This is a genomic window from Paenibacillus sp. WC2504, assembly GCF_052682475.1.
In genome coordinates this window covers 1052496-1069426 of sequence record NZ_JBQZFH010000001.1, presented here as the reverse complement: position 1 = coordinate 1069426, position 16931 = coordinate 1052496, and the positions used below count along the sequence as shown (strand labels likewise).

Genomic DNA, 16931 nt, shown 5'->3' with positions numbered 1-16931 from the left:
GGACCGTAGTTCCCCCTATACGTGGGAATTGCTCCTTTTCTGGGAATTAGCGGCCTGTAGTTCCCTCCCCCAGATATAAAAAGGCACCCGAAGGGGCACCTTTTAATAACCTAAATCACTTCGACGTCAATGAGCTTAAACTGGGTTACATCGACTATTCCACGGTTTGAAATCCGAATCTCAGGGATAACAGGCAGTGCGATCAATGAAAAAGTCATAAACGGTGCGTTTAACGGACAGCCAATTTGTTTCCATGCTCTTTCAAGCTGGGCAACTTCGTCAACGACTTCTAGCAAAGATTTATCGGACATAAGGCCTGCTATCGTTAACGGCACTTGAGCCAACACGCGGCCGTTCTCTACGACGATGGTGCCGCCTCCCAATTTGACCAGCTCATTAGCAGCGAGAGCCATATCTTGCTCGTTAATCCCCATAACAATCAAATTATGGCTGTCATGCGCAACGGTAGACGCTACAGCGCCGGATTTCAATTGAAATCCGCTCGTGAACCCAAGCGAAATTTCGCCAGTGCCGCGATGCCGCTCAATACAAGCAAGACGGACAACGTCCTGCTGGATATCCGGTTGAATAATCCCTTGCTCGACATTTAGCGTGGCTGTCATTTTCGCTGTTCTTGCACTATTTTCAATCACCTGAATGACATTGACGCTTGTTTTCTCATCGTTGCCGCGGCTTGCAAGCTGAAAGTCCTGCGCCGTCAGCTCCCGCTTCACATTCATGGAGCTGCGAATATGCGCTGGATACACGTAAGTAGGGAAATCCGCAACAATCTTGCCTTGGTCAAAGATGACTTTTCCATCCGTAATGACAGTTACAGGCTCAACTTTTTGCAAATCATCAAGCAATAAAATGTCTGCGCATTTACCTGCCGTAATGCTGCCCAGATCTTTCTCCAGGTTAAAATAGCGCGCCACATTAATGGTCACCATTTGAATCGCGGTAACGGGATCGACACCCTCTTCAATCGCACGGCGCACCACATGATTGAGATGTCCTTTTTCCACCAATGTTTGCGGACTGACGTCATCCGTGACGAGGGAGATGTTAGATGTGTTCACTTTATCTTCGGTAACGATCTTGATAACCTCTTTGACATCATGCCACGCGGAGCCTTCGCGAATCATCAAATGCATGCCCATGCGGACTTTGTGCAGTCCTTGCTCGCGTGTAACTGTTTCGTGATCGGAGGTCACGCCGGACGCGATGTAAGCTTGCAGCATACGGTCATCTTCGCTTGGAAAATGCCCAGTGACAGCTTTGCCGCTGTTAATCGTCGCTTCAATTTCTCCGCACATTTTCGGATCCCCGTAGACGACACCAGGGAAGTTCATCACTTCACCAAGCCCGACCACATTGTCCCATTGCAGTCCCTCTTCAATATCTTTCACTTCCAAGCTGGCACCGGCATCTTCCAAGTCTGTCGTCGCAGGCACGCAAGACGGGAAGGTCGTGAACACTTTGAGCGGCAGCTGCTGGCCCTCTTCATGCATCAGCTTTACTCCTTCGGACCCGAACACATTGGCAATCTCATGAGGGTCCATGAAGATTCCCGTTGTTCCTTTGGGTAGAGCCGCTTTGGCAAACTCCGTAACCGAAAGCATCGTGCTTTCAACATGCATATGACCGTCCAGGAATCCTGGAGCTATATATTTCCCAGCAGCGTCAATAACAACTGTTTGATCGCCAATCGTGTGGTCCGCATGCCCGACAAACGCCACACGTCCCTCGGACACAGCGACATCCGTATGCGCAAGTAGTTCCCCTGAATACACATTGACCAGTGTGCCGTTTTTAATGACAACATCCGCATAAGCGCTGCCCATGGCGACTTTAGCCAACTTCCCGCTCACTTCAACCAGTCTATTTCTTTTATATTGAGTCATGTTAGTTCTCCCTATTATAAATTTCAACTCCTATTATAGCCCATTTAGATGACAACCCAAAGCCGGGGAAGCAGAAAAAAGACTATCCCTGCAACGCTGCAGAAAATAGTCTTCATTTCTAGAATCATGTAAAACATACAGTTAAATTAACCCTTTTTGCGAATCTTGGTTCAAATCATGTAAAACATACATCAAATTTAAACGTTCAACCCTTTTTCAGGCTTGAATCCATAATTTTAATGCAGGAAATGCAGGTTTTCTTGTAAAAACCACTTTTTAGCTTAAATTTGCTGCACTTTTTGCACCTTCTCATCCCATTGGCGAGAAATTGGCTAACCGAGATCAGCCTCCATACCTGTACCCGGCGACCCGCTCAAAAAAATCCACACCGCCAACTTGGCCGCCCTTGAGCACGAGCTCCAGACCGTCAAACGATGGCTCATTGGCATAAGCCCGGCATAGAGGTCCGCCAGGGTCAAGAATGGAAATACATTCCAAAGCGTAGACACCAAGCTCTCTAGTCACATACCCCGAGGTGTCCCCTCCCGCTATTAAAACACGCGAAATACCAAGCTGACGAACGAGCTCTCTGGTCAGCTCTCCAAGCGCATGGCCAAGCAGACGGCTGCTGTCTTCCGATCTGATCCCCCGGGCGGACAGTACCTCTCGCATGTGTCCAATGCTTACATCGGTTGGCCCCGTGGCCGAGTAGACAATGACGCTCCTGCCGCCCGCCAGCCATTGCTGCGCTTCTTGCTGCAAGGCAATCTTTGCCGCTTCCCGCGTTTCTGAACTAAGCAGATCTTCCATCGGAACGCGAATGCCTGCGAAACCGGCTTGCAGCGCATGCCCAATCTGACCCTCGGTTACAGGCGAACAGCTGCCTGAAATGACTAACAAGGGCGCAGCTTCTGAGACCTCAGCTCGTATCCTATTGCTGTCCACTGCGGTATCCAAATTCCCCGCATCTTTTCGCCAAACGGCTCCGAGCGCGTATTCGACACCGGAAGAACCGATGACGAACAGTCCGTCATGCTCCTCTGCCTCTTCCCAAATCATTCTCCCAGCCGCTTCCAAGCGCCGCTCATCCAATACGTCAAATAGCAGCAGATCCGGCTGCTCTTGGCGGATAACCGTCTCCAAGCGCTTTCGCACATCCGCAGACGAGCCGTCTAGCGCCTTAATATCCAGCAAAGCCGTTTTCAGCGCTGTCTGCTGCGCCAAATGCTTGCGAAGATCGGACTCCGCCATGGGCGTAACCGGATGCTTGGACATCGTTGGGTGGCGATCCAAGCGATGCACAGTTCCTCCTGCGCCGCCAGCTGCAAAATGGTTGCCGAACAGCGTATACCGGCCCAGATACGGAACGCCGACAAGCAGCGGGATGTACCGGCCGCCAAATACCTCGCGCCCGATTTCCGCCGCTTTGCCGATGCTGCCCGTGCCGGGCGAGGAGTCGAAGGTCGAGCATATTTTATAATGCACGACGGCGGCTCCAGCTGCTTTTAGCGTCATAAAAAGCGGACGCAGCTCCCGCTCCATCTCCTCGGGAGTTAAGGAGCGTCCCACACCGGCGACGCCGAAACAGTCGACGTCTTGAAACTGCTCCTGCAGCAGCTCGGGCGTGGGTGGCTCCAGAAACAGAACGGTTTTCAGCCCCGCCTGAAACAGCGACTCCAACACATCCGTAGACCCGGTGAAATCATCACCGTAATAACAGAGCGGTCTCCTGGCGGTTCGTCTCGAAGATCGCCCGACATTTCGCCCAGCAGTTCGGGTAGCGGTTGGCCCAGAAGCCGGTTCTTGCTTAAAAGGGGGTTCTTCCATCGGCCTTCACCCCTTCCCGTATTTCTCGATCGCCCTTTGCAGGGAAGGATGCTGCGCCGCATAGGCGTCCAGCGGTATCCCCTGAACCGCCGCTTCCCAGCCCAACTTCATGCTCTCGAAGCCGGCCGCAGGACCATCCGGATGAGCCAGCATGCCTCCGCCGGCCAAGTGCATCAAATCTACGTTCCCCGTTGCCACATACGTAGCTGGAGCCATCCCCGCCCACTGGGCTGAGGATACGACAGGCATCGCTTTGTAGCCGCCGAGCAGCGGCGCCGTGCAAGCCGCAATGGACCGAACCACCGATTCGTTGCTTTCATAAAACTTGCTATTTAAACCGTTTACGTGCAGATGATCGGCCCCGGCTAACCGGCAAAGCTTCTGATAAGCCGTGAATTCAATGCCCAGCAGCGGAGATCGCGTCAGCATTCCCCATTGATTGCGATGCCCGTGAATGGGAACCTCGCTGAATTGATTCAAATACGTCAGCCCCGATAGCCCGACGCTGAGTATACTCACCATCACGCAAGTGCCGCCCGCTTTGACAACCAAATCATGGTTCCGGCGCAGTTCGTCATAATCCCCTGTGATGTTGAAGGCATACATCAGTTTCTTGCCCGTAGCATCTGCAGCTCGCTCGACCGCCTCCATGACGGCCTTGACTTTGTCCGCTAATGGCGCATAAGGGGGATTCGCATTCAATTCATCGTCCTTGATGAAATCCATGCCCGCTTTCCCCAGCTTCTCCACCAAAGCCGACAGCTCCTCCATTGATAAGCCTACGCTGGGCTTTACGATTGTCCCAAGTATCGGTCGGTCATATACGCCCGTCAGCTTTCGTGTCCCCTCTATCCCAAATTTTGGGCCAGGGTATCGCACCGTAAATGCCTCCGGCAGCTCCAAATCCAAAAGTCTCAGCCCTGACAATTCTTGAAGCTCATACAAATTGCCCGCAACAGCAGACATTAAATTCGGTATGGAAGGCCCGAAATTATGAAGAGGAAACGATACCGTCACTCGCCCACGCCGATATTTGCCGTCATGACCCGGCGGAGTCTTCGCACCCGGCAAGGACGGAGTATCCGTATCGTCCAATGGCTCGATACGCTCCACTCTTGCGCCATGCCGCTCCTTCACGGCGTCCGTCTCTCCAGGCACAGCCGTGAACGTCCCCGTGGACTGCTCGCCGGCGATGGAGGCGGCAGCCCGCTCCAGCGAATACGCCGTTTCCACCAAATAGACGGCTGTTACACGATCTTGCTCCATTTTCTCTTCTCTCCTTTCTCTAAGCCAAATCGCTCTAAGACCCTGCCTTCGTTTCTTTGGCTGCTTCGAGAACAGCCTTCACATGTTCCACGCCGAATCTCGGGGATGAAAGCACTGGCTTGCCTGTTGCTTCTGCCAACGCTTGCTCCATACGCGCCATGGAGCCTTGCGCCAATACCAGCACATCGGCGTCATCTGTTGCCCGTTTCGCCGTTTCCAGCAATAAGCGGTCATGCTCTTCCGGCTTGCCGCTGATCAAGGCATCAAAGGCGCCCTCCGCGAGTCCGCTCACAAGCTGTACCTCTCTGCCGGCTTCGTCCGCCTTGCGCTGAATAAGGCGCAAGGTTGGCTCCAAGGTAGATGGCAGCGTGGCCAGCACGGCAATCCGCGTGTAGCCGGCTACCGCTTTGGCCGCCATCCATTCGTCGATTCGCACAATCGGAATGCCGATAGCCTCCACAGCCTCATCCGCCACATCGCCAACGGAGGAACATGTGTTGAGGATCACATCCGCACCCAGCTCTTCCGCGTGCCGATAATACTGTACCAAATGGCGCGACACGACTTCGGGTATGTGCCCAGCACGCACGACATCGCCAATCAGGCTGTCATCGATAATATTCACGAGCCGAATATCCGGCAGCATCTCTTGAAACACCTTTTTCAAAGGATCGGCCAAGCCCTGACCTGTATAAATCGCAACAACGGTTTGCATCGAACTCCTCCTAGTCGCTTTCACTCCGAAAGCAGATGGTCTTTCACTCATTTGCTCATTTGCTCATTTGCTCATCTATTCCTTCACTCACTTACCAAACAAACTCCTTATCCAATCGACGATACTCCCCAGCCCGCATTGGCGCCTCTTCAAACACCTGACGCCCGCTGTACAAAGGTTTCTTCGTACCCTTCGGCGTTATATTTACAACATCATCCCCACGCCATTCCGTCTCAAAGGTTTGACCTACCGCATTCTCCAACGTCTTGCGGAAGCTCAGCGGGAAGGTCACCGTAATTTTCTCACCTGCGACAGCTGCCCCCAGCAAGAGGAAGTGCTTGTTCACCCAGCTGCTCGCTTCATTGCCTTTGCCTTCGATGACTTCCCCACCGCGCTCGCGAACATACTTGATTTTCGTAAAGCCGGCCCACTCTGGGATTCGGATCTGCAGACGAGAGATATCCGTGTGAATATCGAGCACGACTTTCCCTTCATGCGGCAGGTAGGAGCTGACGTCCAGCCATTTGGAGCCGCGATTCAAAAGGAAATTGACGCTGATCGTCCCTTTTTTCTCCGTAATCGTGTTACTCCAGCCCATGAAGAGCCCGCGTGTGCCTGAGCCTAAGCAGCAAATTTGCAAATCGTTCGTATGACCGCGTCCCTCATTCACATCGCAAACGAAATCATTAGGCGCCGAATAGCCTGCAAAAGAACCTCGTGTCCGCTCCGCTACTTTATAGAAGCTTTTATTCGCAGGAATGTCAGCCGACTTATCATCCGCTTCCTCCACCCAATCCAGATCCAGCAGTTGTGATTCCGCCAGATGGTTGCGCAAAAACCGTTCCACCGTTCCCCAATATTCCACGTAGCCACTTTGGGCTAAGGTAATGCCTGTCGCGATTAAGTCAACCAAGGAGCATGTTTCATGCTCATAAGCCTGCTCGTGCAGATCGCCCGGCGTCCAGCCGAAGTTCGTGCATTTGGTCAGCGCCCAATCGTAGCATTTCTTGACCCAAGCGAGCATAGCCGCATCGCCCGTGTAGACGCCGAACCTCGCGATAGCGTCAAGCGTGCCAATCCGCGTATGGAAGTGTCCGCTCCGGTAAGCCAGCGAGTCGTTGAAACTGCCGTCTTGATTGAATACACCGCTGCGCTCCATAATTAATGCTGTAAAAAATTGGCATAGTTCATAAGCATCCTGATTGCCCGTCAACTCATGATATTTCAGCAAAGGCATGACTAAACGACCGCAGAAAGCTGCCGGATCGGGCGCCAAACGTAGTTGTATCGCGTTATTCGAAGGCCAGCCCGTTTCTTTGTATTCCGAAGCCGGATAATACCAGACATCGCGCTCTTTGATCGCGATACGCTTGAGTGCCGCCACATGGCGGTCAGCTGCTTCTTTGACCTTCGGGTCCCCCGATTCCATAAACCAAGTGGTCAAAGATAAAATAACCGCCCGCTGGTCAATCAAGTTTGCATTCGGCTCCCAATTGCGGGTTGGATTAATCTGTCTGTAGCTCATCCCGTCTTCTTTGAAAAAAGACAACAGGTTCGCACGATAACGCTCCTCGACCTCTTTGCCGAACTCTTCTCCCGACATGTGGCGGGCAAGAATTAATCCGTCAATCATCCGTCCGTGCGAGGAACCGTAGTCCCAATCGCCATGCGTCATAAAAGCAGGTTTGTGCATCAAATCGGCTGCAAAAAAAGGAATATAGTTATGGTCGCGATCCGCCATGCCGATCATGGCATTGATGGCGTGTGCTGCGCGTTCTTCGAGCATAAGCGTATCGGGAATTAACTGTTTCGACATACGTGTTCTCTCCTTATTGGTCCGCTTGACCGATGGCTTTGCGATATTCACCGATGGTCATGCCGATTTTTCTTTTGAAAATTTGGCTGAAATACCGGTAATCCTCATAGCCCACCTTTTGCGCGACTTCGTAGTTTTTGTATTTCGATTTATTCATCAGCTCTTTGGCCTTATGCAAACGGATATCGGTTAAATAATCGACGAAATTTTTCCCCGTCATCCTTTTGAAAATCCGACTTAAATAGTCAGGATTCAAATAATAGCTGCTGGCAATTTGATGTAAGGAGAGGGATTGATCGTAATTGCTCTCCATCCATTTTTTCAGCTCGCTGACGACCTTCTCTCCCTGCTTTTCCCCAGATTGACCGTAGAAACAGAGCACAGCAGGCAGCAGGTCATCTTTGAAAATCTTTTTCATCGCATCCACGTCGTTACGTTGGTGAATTAGCTCTGAATACATGTGTGTATTTTTGCCGCAGATCTCCTCTAATCGAACATCTTTCGCCTGTAGCTGCTTTTCCACCGCATGAAGGAGTAAATCCGCACTCCACTGCAAATGTCCCACCGTCGTAACGTCGCTTACGAATGCCGCAAACAACCGCTCGAATTCTTGCTCCACAGCCTGCTTATTCCCGGATTGAAGCACCCATAGGAACGAGTTCTCTTGGTCCTGCGGATACATGCCGGATAAAGGGATCGCTTTGTTCTCTGCAAAAAGCAAGGCGTTCACCGCTGACAGGAGTTTCCCCGACAAAGCTTTTCTCGCTTCGTTATAAGCCTCCCCCAGCTTGGCAGCCTCCAGCTTCCTATTGCTCATGCCAAAGCTGATGCTAGCGCTCCCCGCCTGTTTTATACCAGCTAACAAACTTGTGTGCAGTCGGCTAAAATCCTTCGATTCCAGCCGAGCCCCGCAAAGCGCAATCGCAATCTCCCGGCTGCTGTCGTGCAGCGTCGTAACCTCGTACTCCCACCGCCCCCCAAAAAGGAAGGGCTTCATCCGGTTTAACTGCTCATAAATCACCGGCAGCAGACGAGCATAATCGCAATGCTCTTGGAAGGTGTCCGTGTGACCGAGCATCACGGCATATTCACCGGCTTGCCAACTGGAGGGAACGAAGGCATCCTCCCCTTCCTCGGCATGCAGCAGAAGCTGCCGCAGCCAATCCTCTCCTTGGACACGGGAGGCTTTGCGTTTCTCGGCTTCGCGCCGATCCAGCTCCAGAAGCGCTTTTTCCACCACCGCAGCAAGCTCTTCCTTTTTCACCGGCTTAAGCAAGTAGTCGAAAGCTTTGTGGCGAATGGCTTCCTTCGTATATTCGAAATCCGAATACCCGCTGATCACAATCGTCAGCAAGTCCGGCAGCTCTTGGCTGAGCATACCCAGCAGCTGTTTACCGTCGAGGCCCGGCATCCGCATATCCAGGAAGAGCAAGTCCGGCTTTTTGTCCAAAGCCATCTCATAGCCTTCTCCCCCGTCACTTGCTTCGCCAACAAGCTCCAAGCCCCATTCGTTCCAGGAAATAGACTGAATTAATCCTCTTCGTATCCACTTTTCATCGTCTACAATGATGACTCTTCGCATTTCCTGTACCTCCTCAAAGACTTAGATTTCGCTTGACTCAACCTTTCATGGAACCCGCTGTCAGCCCGTCAATAATGTATCTTTGCAGCAGTAAATAAATAATCAGAATCGGAGCAATGACAAGCACCATGAAGGCAAACACAACGCCCCAATTCGTGCTGTACATCGTGACAAAATTGAAGATTTGCAGGACAATCGTCCACTTCGTGCTATCTGTCATCAGATAGAAAGGTCCGAAGAAATCGTTCCAAACCGACACCATCACCACAATGGAGACGGTTACAAGCACGGTAAGCAGCAGCGGTAAAATCATCTGCCAATACAACCGGAAATAGCTGCAGCCTTCCAGCAAAGCCGCTTCATCCAATTCTCTCGGAATCGACTTCATAAAGCCCACGAGCAGAAACACAGCAAAAGGCAGCAGCACCGCCGTATAATACATAATCAAACTGAAGTAAGTACCTTTAATATGAAGATCACCCAACAGCTTAATCGTAGGCACAATGGAGACTGGAACAATCAGCCCCATAATGAACATGTAATAAGCTCCTTGCAGAAACCGATCATCTCTTCGTTGAATGATGAAAGCAGCCATGGAGGCAAATAAATTCACACAGACGACAACCAGGACGGAAATAAGAATGCTATTTTTGAACCCCCGCCAAATGTTTGCCTGCTGAAAGACTTCCTTGTAATTGGTAAAGTGCCATTCGGAAGGAAGGGATAGGCCGAATAACGCCGATTCCCGAATGCCTTTAAACGAATTGACCAGAATCATCAGAAAGGGAATCAGAATCAGACAGGCCAAGCAGATCGCGACGATTTCCAGTATCCAGAGTGTCCACTTTTTTCTCATCACATCTCGACCTCTCTCTTCTTCATCGCCATCAGTACCGGAACGCCAACAATGGTAACTAGGACGAATAAAACAACGTTAACCGCCGTCGCATAACCGAATAAACCTGTGCTGAACATACCGCGAATGTACGTATAAAATACTTCTGTGGTATAACCCGGTCCACCTTCTGTCAGGACCATGACCATTTCAAACACCTTCATGGAACCAATCATGGAGAGAAGGACGTTGACGGTAAGTGCCGGAGCTAACAGCGGGAATATAATGGAGCGGAAACGCTGCCAATATTGCGCCCCGTCCATGGATGAGCTTTCAATCAGATCCTTCGGAATAAACTGCAAGCCGGCCAAATAAACAACCATCGAGAATCCGGCAACACGCCACAGGTCCGTCACGATAATCGAGAATAAGGCATACTTGGGGTCATTCAACCAGTCCTGAGCCATCACATGCAGCCCTACTGCATCAAGTACCGTGTTGACAATGCCATGCTCGGGATGATAGATCGCTCGGAAAATATAACCTATGACAATCGGCGCAATCACGTAGGGCAGAAAGAAGATCATGCGCAGCAGATTTCGCAGTTTAAGTGCTTCATTCAAAATTAAAGCTAATCCTAATCCCAAAAAGTTTTGCATCAAGGTCACAACCGCCGCAAAAATCAACGTATTGATCAAAGCCGTTTTTAATCTAGGTTCTTTGAACAGCTCGATATAGTTATCCAGCCCGTTGAAACGAATCTGCTCTGCATTAATATTCCAGTCCGTAAAGCTGTAATAAAACCCAATGATCGTTGGAGTAATGAAAAACAATAGAAACACGGCGAGAGCCGGGAATGAAAAATAAAGCGGGTATTTCGTCTTTCCCATCTCGTCTCCCCTCCTTCTTCATAAAGTGTTCCGGCCGGAACCTAATTCCGACCGGACTGAAAGACTTGGAACGAAATCAGCTTACTTAAAACCTTCAAGCAGCTTGGCTTTGCCATCTTTCTCATAGTTCGCAGAGAATTCTTTCAGTGCTTTGTCGACATCTCCGTCAATGAAGAACGTTTGCAACGTTTTTTGGAAATCAGCGAAGGTTGGTGTCAGACGATTTTGCACGTTAATTTTCGCTTTATTCGCATCGATCAGATCTTTCACCGTTTGTTGTACAGGATACAAGCTGCTCTTAGCGCCTTGGAAAATCGGAATACCTGGGCTCGTTTGGTAGTACAGATCCACCATCTCAGGAGAAATCATGAATTTAACCAGCTCAGCAGCCACATCGGCATGTTTCGCTTTATTCGGAATCATCAATTGGTTCGGCGGCGTGATCATGGCTGTTCCTGCATCCGCAGCGGAGGGGAATGGGAAGAAGCCAATTTTGTTCGTCACGAACTCTTTCCCGAATTTCTTCTCCAATTGCGGAATAATGCCGTCAAGCATGAAGGCCATGCCTACTTTGCCTTCGCCCATCAAATTTTGCAGTTCGTCAAATGTGCCAGCCAGCGGATTGGATTGGATCAATCCAAGATCTTTTAATTCCTTTTGTTTGGCGAAAAGGTCCTTGAGTGCCGGAATATCGGCCAGCTTAAGCGCATTTTTCTCTAAATTTTGAACCCCTGCATCCCCGATCGCCGGGTCCACATTGGATACCCAACCCGTGAAGTAGAACACTTGCGGCGGCCAACCGTCTTTGACACCTTCATAGAAAGGCGTGACGCCAGCTGCCTTGATTTTCTTAGCGCCTTCAATCATATCCGCATAATTTTTGGGAGGCTGAATGCCCGCTTTGCTGAATACATCTTTGTTATAGTAGATGCCCATCATGCCGGTAGCGCCGAAAGGGACACCATAAATTTTCTTGTTCGCATCTGCCTGAAAATCTTTCATCGTCGGAATAATGCGATCCCATACCGCCTGATCCCCCGACCATTCGCGAAGCGTTTCAGAGGCTCTCAACTTAACGTACTGCTTAGGGCCTGGCTGCATGAGGAAGAGGTCCGGGAAGTCGCCTGTGGAAAAGCGTGTTTTCATCATGTTGTCGAAATCACCGCCAGGCAGTGCTTGCAGCTCGACCTTATTGCCTGTTTTCGTTTCGAACTCTTTGAATATTTTATTAAAAGGTGTAGCATCAACCGTATTGGCGATCGCAAACGTCAGTGTGACAGGGTCTTTCTTCGCTGGAGCCTGTGTTGCTGCGGCTGTTGATGCAGCAGGCGTTGCAGCTGCCGGTGTGCTGCTCCCTGTGTTTGTGCCTGCGCTTCCGCAAGCCGTCAATGCCATAACTGCTGCCACCGACGCAGACAGTGTTACCGTTTTCATTTTCCTCATTTTCTGTACCCCTCCTTCAATATTCCTTACAGATTTGATTATATTGCAACCGCTTACTTACGACCCATGCACGATAACGACTTTCTATGTTGAATATTCCTACATCCTGATCTCAACCAAGTTGATGAACCAGTTTCAAGGTCACTTCCGTCCCTATTCCTTTTCTGCTTGCAATATTAAATTGGAACTGCTCGCCGTAACGAATCGTGTACCTGGCGTATACGTTCTGGACGCCAATCCCTCCGCTTGCGGCAGACAGCTTATATTCTTCCTGATAAAGCGGTTGTCTCAGCGATGCCAGAATCTGCTCCAGCCGTTTCTCTGAGATGCCGACACCATTGTCTTTGACTTGGATATACACCCATTCCGCTTCCCTCCAAGCCTTGAGGCGAATCGTGCCTTTTCCTCTCTTGCGCTCGATTCCGTGAAACACCGCGTTTTCGACCAGTGGCTGCAGAGTCATTTTTAACATTGGAAAATGGTACAGATCATCTTCGATTTCCAATTGATAGTCAATCTTGCCATCGAAACGGATACTCTGAATGTTGATATACGCGTCGATCTGTACGAGCTCTTCCTGCAGCGTAACGATTTCATCCGTATTTTTCGTGTTATAACGGAACATATCGGCTAAAGATTGCGACATCTGGCCAATTTCTTCTACGTGGTGATAATCAGCCATAGCTTTGATGCTATCTAGCGTGTTGTACAGGAAGTGCGGGTTAATCTGCGAATAGAGCATCGCCAGCTCCACCTGCTGCAGCTTAATTTGATAGACATACTTCGTCTCGATCTGTTTCTGCAATTCATCCTGCATGGCGTTGAAATTCATCGCAATTCGGCCGATTTCATCTTTCCGCTTAATATCCACTCTCACGGAAAAATCGCCACGTTTAATGTGATTAACGGTTTTATAGAGATCCAGAATCGGATTGGTTATGCTTCTTCCGAACAACAGCGATAGAATCGCAGTCACCAGAAAAGCAACCAAAGCTGTCCAGATAGCTGTCGTTTTGATGGAATCCAGCGGGCTGAATATTTCTTCTTTCGGCATGATGAGCACGGTTTTCCAATTGGAGTATTGGGAGCGGGTGTACGAAACCAACATCGTCTGATCGCCGCTGCCCGTCCAAAACTTACCGCCGTCCCCTTTAATCTGGGATAAAGCCTCTGCCTCCATATCGGAAGCATGCCCCTCTGCGGAATCGTAAATCGGATTATTAATCTCATTTAAAATAAGAAAACGGCTGTTCTTCGTCAGGTCTGCACGCTGACCAATGCCTTTAAACAAACCGTAATTATAGTCGGCGCGCACCACAATAAAACCGGTCGGATTCGAGAAATCGCGAATAAGCAGCGAAGTCGAATAGGCTGTCGGAGTCTCCTCCTGCCCGCTGACCGGGGGGGAACTGAAGAAATTCACGAGCCCATCTTTGGCTATCGTTTGCTTGAACCATTCGGCGTTCAGCACCTGACTCGGGCTGCCGAAGGAGGTATTATCGGAGGAATTCAGCAGTTCACCATCGCTGTAATAAATCTGAAAACGGATAAAGTCGGGAATCGGCGTAATGTTAAAGCTTTTCAAAAACAGATCCCCAAGCTTCTGACGGAATAGAAATTTATTTTGGCTGTCCATAGTCGGGTAAGCATTAATGTTGTCAATATATTCCTGTGTATAATAGGGGGCGAGGAGCAGATTTCTTTTATTATGAAAATCATTATCCATGTTAAATTCGATCTGCCGGACGATTTGCGAGCTGGCGGTTTCTACGCGTTCCGCCATGGAATTGTAGGAGATATAAAATGAAGCGGTTCCAATCAAGGCAATGCAGAAAAGAATAATGACGAAATAACTCAATAACAGCATCGTACGAATTCTAGGAAATAAGGTCTCTAATCTCTTCCTTAAGCTTTCCATCCAACGCATCTTGATGACCCACCTTTCTATCTATGCGAAAACAGCCGGAATCGGTTAGAAGGCTGCGCTACCCGCTCACCCTCTATCCGACTCCGGTCTGTTTGACTTGCATTTAGTTTAGCATAGAAACGTTTTCAAACACATAACTTCCTGAACCTACCTTGTGCACAGCCGCAGATGGCCCTGGGACATGAATGGTTGCTGTCGTATTCGCAGGCACATTCACTTGAAGATGGAAGTCCCCTTCCTCAGATAAACGCCATTCTACCGTTACTACTCCGTAAAGAGATTCATAACTTGCCTTCACCCAACTCAAGTTACCGCCCGGTTTCGGCCGTATGATGACATGCTGAAAACCTGGAGCCGCTGGATCTGCTTCAATGCCGGCCATATACCGAAACATCCATTCGCCGACAGAGCCAAGGGAATAGTGATTGAAGGAATTCATCGATGGCGTCTGAAAGCCTTGCTCCTCCGTCCATCCATCCCAGCGCTCCCAAATCGTGGTTGCCCCGTGTTTGATGGAATACATCCAAGACGGGAACGCTTCTTGCGTCAGAAGCTTGTAAGCGACATCCAAGCAGCCATTATCCGTCAGCGCCGGCAATAAGTAGCCTACGCCGAGGAACCCCGTTGATAACCGGTCGCCGCGCCCTTGTATGTCCGCCACCAGGCGCTCCCGCGCTTGCCCGCGCTGCTCTTCCGTTAGCAGCCCAAACTGCAGCGCCAATACGTAAACCGTCTGCGTATCGCCGTGAATGCTCCCGTCCTCAGCGACAAAAGCTTTGCGGAATGCCGCAGCAATATCGCCAAATAAGGCTTGGTATTGATCGGCTTCCTCGCTTTTCCCTAATACGCCGGCAATTTGCGCAAGCAGCTTCGTGCTGTAAGCGAAATAAGCTGTTGCGAGCACTTCGTTCGGCGTGTCAGCCCCGATGGATAGCCAATCGGCGTAATTGGCGTACCCTGGACGCACCAGCTCTTCGGTCGTGTTTTTCAGGTAGTGCACCCATTTGACCATCGCCTCATAATGCGTTTCGAGGATACGCACATCGCCGTACATCAAATAGATCGTCCATGGGATAATGACACCGGCATCTCCCCAACCGGAGTTGTCCGGGGCGAACCAGTTCAGCCTCGTATTCCAGTTTTTATGGCGAATCCAACCCGCATCCGGAGCGACATCCGTAAATGCCCCTGAAGGCTGCTGGCAATCCACCATGTCCCAGACATATTTGCTGAAAAATCGGGAGACGTCCATATTGTATGCCGCTGTACGAGCGAAAATTTGCGCATCTCCTGTCCAGCCAAGCCGCTCATCCCGCTGCGGACAGTCCGTCGGCACAGACAGGAAGTTCCCGCGCTGCCCCCATGTAATGTTCGAATACAGCTGATTCACCATCGCATCGGATGTCTCCAGCTTCCCGGTAACCGGCGTATCGGAATGAACAACTTTTCCTGTGAGGGTATCCAGATCAGGCTCTCCCGGATAGCCGATCAATTCCACATAGCGGAAACCGTGGAACGTAAAGTGGGGCTCGTAACTTTCCAGTCCCTCTCCTTTTAGAATATAGTGATCCTGCTGGCAGGCCTCTCGCAAGTTATCCACATATAGTGTGCCATCTGGATTCAGTATCTCCGCATGACTTAATGTAATCATCGTTCCGCGCTCACCTTGCACCGTTACAGCCGTCCAACCGACCATGTTTTGACCCATATCATAGATATAAGTACCCGCTGCCGTCTTCTTCACACTGATCGGTTTCATCGTCTTGGTGATGCGGATCGGCGGCTCAATCGCTGCCACAAGAAGTCCGTTATACCCTGAGCGCACATCCGGCACTTCCCAGGCTGAATCCTCATAACCCGGCTCATGCCATCCGGTTAATTCCTCTCTTGCATCGTAGGCTTCCCCTTTGATCATGTCGGAATATTGAATCGGCCCTCGGGTCGTCGTCCATGAACGATCCGTGATCACTCTTTCCTTCGTCCCATCCTCATAATCCAAGCTCACCTGCATGAGGAAAAACGGTCTTTCCCCGTAAACTTTATCACCCAGAAATCCTACCGTTCCCGCATACCAGCCATCTCCCAAAATAACGCCAAACGCATTATCGCCAGTCTTCAGCTTCTCTGTAATATCGACGGCCTGCACCTGTACACGAATGTTGTAATCCGTCCATCCCGGAGCAAAACGGTCACCGATTCGCTCACCGTTCACATACAAGTCATAAACGCCTAACGCTGTCGCATAAGCAATAGCCCGCCGCACCTTTTTCTTGACCTCAAACGATTTTCTGAAAAATGGTGAAGGCTGCATGAGCGCACCCGGCTCGGATTTGCGTCCGATCCATTGCGCCTTCCAATCGCCACGTGACAATATCCCCATCATCCAGAACGCCGTCTCGCTCCATTCCGTGACCGCGCCAGCTCCGTCCCAGACGCGCACTTTCCAATAATATTCCCCTTCAGCCTGAAGGGGTTGCCCCTCATACGGGACATGCGTTGATGCGTTCGAACTCACTTTGCCGCTGTCCCACATATCTGCTTGATCATTCGCTAACTTTTCCCGAGAAGAAGCAACCATGATGTGATAAGCGCTCTGCACGACCTCTTGCTTATCGGATTGCAGCTGCCAGAAAAGCCGAGGCTTCAGGACGTCAAGGCCAATCGGATTCCGCATATATTCGGTTTTACAATGTGCTACTCTTGTCGTCATTAGGTAACCCTCCATT

At 50.4% G+C, this 16931-nt stretch carries 11 protein-coding genes; all 11 read right to left on the bottom strand.

Annotation, left to right across the window (positions count from 1 at the left end):
* Positions 1–110: 110 nt before the first annotated feature.
* Positions 111–1904 carry an adenine deaminase gene (gene ade, locus ACUN27_RS04810; protein WP_326059188.1) on the bottom strand — a complete coding sequence of 598 codons (1794 nt, stop codon included), beginning with the start codon at positions 1902–1904 and terminating at the stop codon, positions 111–113.
* A 342-nt stretch (positions 1905–2246) separates the two neighbouring features.
* Positions 2247–3731, bottom strand: a complete 1485-nt coding sequence (locus ACUN27_RS04805) for a four-carbon acid sugar kinase family protein (protein WP_445558480.1) — start codon at positions 3729–3731, stop codon at positions 2247–2249.
* A gap of 6 nt (positions 3732–3737) precedes the next feature.
* The gene (locus tag ACUN27_RS04800; RefSeq protein ID WP_445558479.1) at positions 3738–4997 is read right to left on the bottom strand and encodes a ribulose-bisphosphate carboxylase large subunit family protein; all 1260 of its coding nucleotides are present in this window, start codon (positions 4995–4997) and stop codon (positions 3738–3740) included.
* A 34-nt stretch (positions 4998–5031) separates the two neighbouring features.
* Positions 5032–5712: an aspartate/glutamate racemase family protein gene (locus ACUN27_RS04795; RefSeq protein ID WP_445558478.1), complete on the bottom strand. Its 681-nt coding sequence runs from the start codon at positions 5710–5712 to the stop codon at positions 5032–5034.
* A gap of 91 nt (positions 5713–5803) precedes the next feature.
* Entirely contained in the window at positions 5804–7528 is a 1725-nt protein-coding gene (locus ACUN27_RS04790) for a hypothetical protein (protein ID WP_445558477.1), read from the bottom strand.
* Positions 7529–7541: 13 nt separating this feature from the next.
* Complete coding sequence (locus tag ACUN27_RS04785; protein ID WP_445558476.1) at positions 7542–9110, bottom strand: response regulator transcription factor; 1569 nt, start codon at positions 9108–9110, stop codon at positions 7542–7544.
* A gap of 37 nt (positions 9111–9147) precedes the next feature.
* Complete coding sequence (locus ACUN27_RS04780) at positions 9148–9966, bottom strand: carbohydrate ABC transporter permease (protein WP_315953824.1); 819 nt, start codon at positions 9964–9966, stop codon at positions 9148–9150.
* Positions 9966–10835 carry a carbohydrate ABC transporter permease gene (locus ACUN27_RS04775; protein ID WP_326059176.1) on the bottom strand — a complete coding sequence of 290 codons (870 nt, stop codon included), beginning with the start codon at positions 10833–10835 and terminating at the stop codon, positions 9966–9968. The genes ACUN27_RS04780 and ACUN27_RS04775 overlap by 1 nt, the downstream gene beginning before the upstream one ends.
* 81 nt (positions 10836–10916) lie before the next feature.
* A complete protein-coding gene (locus tag ACUN27_RS04770; RefSeq protein ID WP_315953822.1) occupies positions 10917–12278 on the bottom strand; it encodes an ABC transporter substrate-binding protein in 1362 nt (453 codons plus the stop codon).
* A gap of 112 nt (positions 12279–12390) precedes the next feature.
* Positions 12391–14145: a cache domain-containing sensor histidine kinase gene (locus tag ACUN27_RS04765; protein ID WP_445558475.1), complete on the bottom strand. Its 1755-nt coding sequence runs from the start codon at positions 14143–14145 to the stop codon at positions 12391–12393.
* Between the two features lie 163 nt (positions 14146–14308).
* Positions 14309–16915, bottom strand: a complete 2607-nt coding sequence (locus ACUN27_RS04760; protein ID WP_326059172.1) for a glycoside hydrolase family 78 protein — start codon at positions 16913–16915, stop codon at positions 14309–14311.
* Between the last annotated feature and the right edge of the window lie 16 nt (positions 16916–16931).

Excerpts from the sequence above, each read along its gene's own strand:
- ACUN27_RS04785 (WP_445558476.1), bottom strand. The coding sequence starts at position 9,110 with ATGCGAAGAGTCATCATTGTAGACGATGAAAAGTGGATACGAAGAGGA.
- ACUN27_RS04790 (WP_445558477.1), bottom strand. The coding sequence starts at position 7,528 with ATGTCGAAACAGTTAATTCCCGATACGCTTATGCTCGAAGAACGCGCA.
- ACUN27_RS04775 (WP_326059176.1), bottom strand. The coding sequence starts at position 10,835 with ATGGGAAAGACGAAATACCCGCTTTATTTTTCATTCCCGGCTCTCGCC.
- ACUN27_RS04795 (WP_445558478.1), bottom strand. The coding sequence starts at position 5,712 with ATGCAAACCGTTGTTGCGATTTATACAGGTCAGGGCTTGGCCGATCCT.
- ACUN27_RS04780 (WP_315953824.1), bottom strand. The coding sequence starts at position 9,966 with ATGAGAAAAAAGTGGACACTCTGGATACTGGAAATCGTCGCGATCTGC.
- ACUN27_RS04770 (WP_315953822.1), bottom strand. The coding sequence starts at position 12,278 with ATGAGGAAAATGAAAACGGTAACACTGTCTGCGTCGGTGGCAGCAGTT.
- ACUN27_RS04805 (WP_445558480.1), bottom strand. The coding sequence starts at position 3,731 with ATGGAAGAACCCCCTTTTAAGCAAGAACCGGCTTCTGGGCCAACCGCT.
- ade (WP_326059188.1), bottom strand. The coding sequence starts at position 1,904 with ATGACTCAATATAAAAGAAATAGACTGGTTGAAGTGAGCGGGAAGTTG.
- ACUN27_RS04800 (WP_445558479.1), bottom strand. The coding sequence starts at position 4,997 with ATGGAGCAAGATCGTGTAACAGCCGTCTATTTGGTGGAAACGGCGTAT.
- ACUN27_RS04760 (WP_326059172.1), bottom strand. The coding sequence starts at position 16,915 with ATGACGACAAGAGTAGCACATTGTAAAACCGAATATATGCGGAATCCG.
- ACUN27_RS04765 (WP_445558475.1), bottom strand. The coding sequence starts at position 14,145 with ATGCTGTTATTGAGTTATTTCGTCATTATTCTTTTCTGCATTGCCTTG.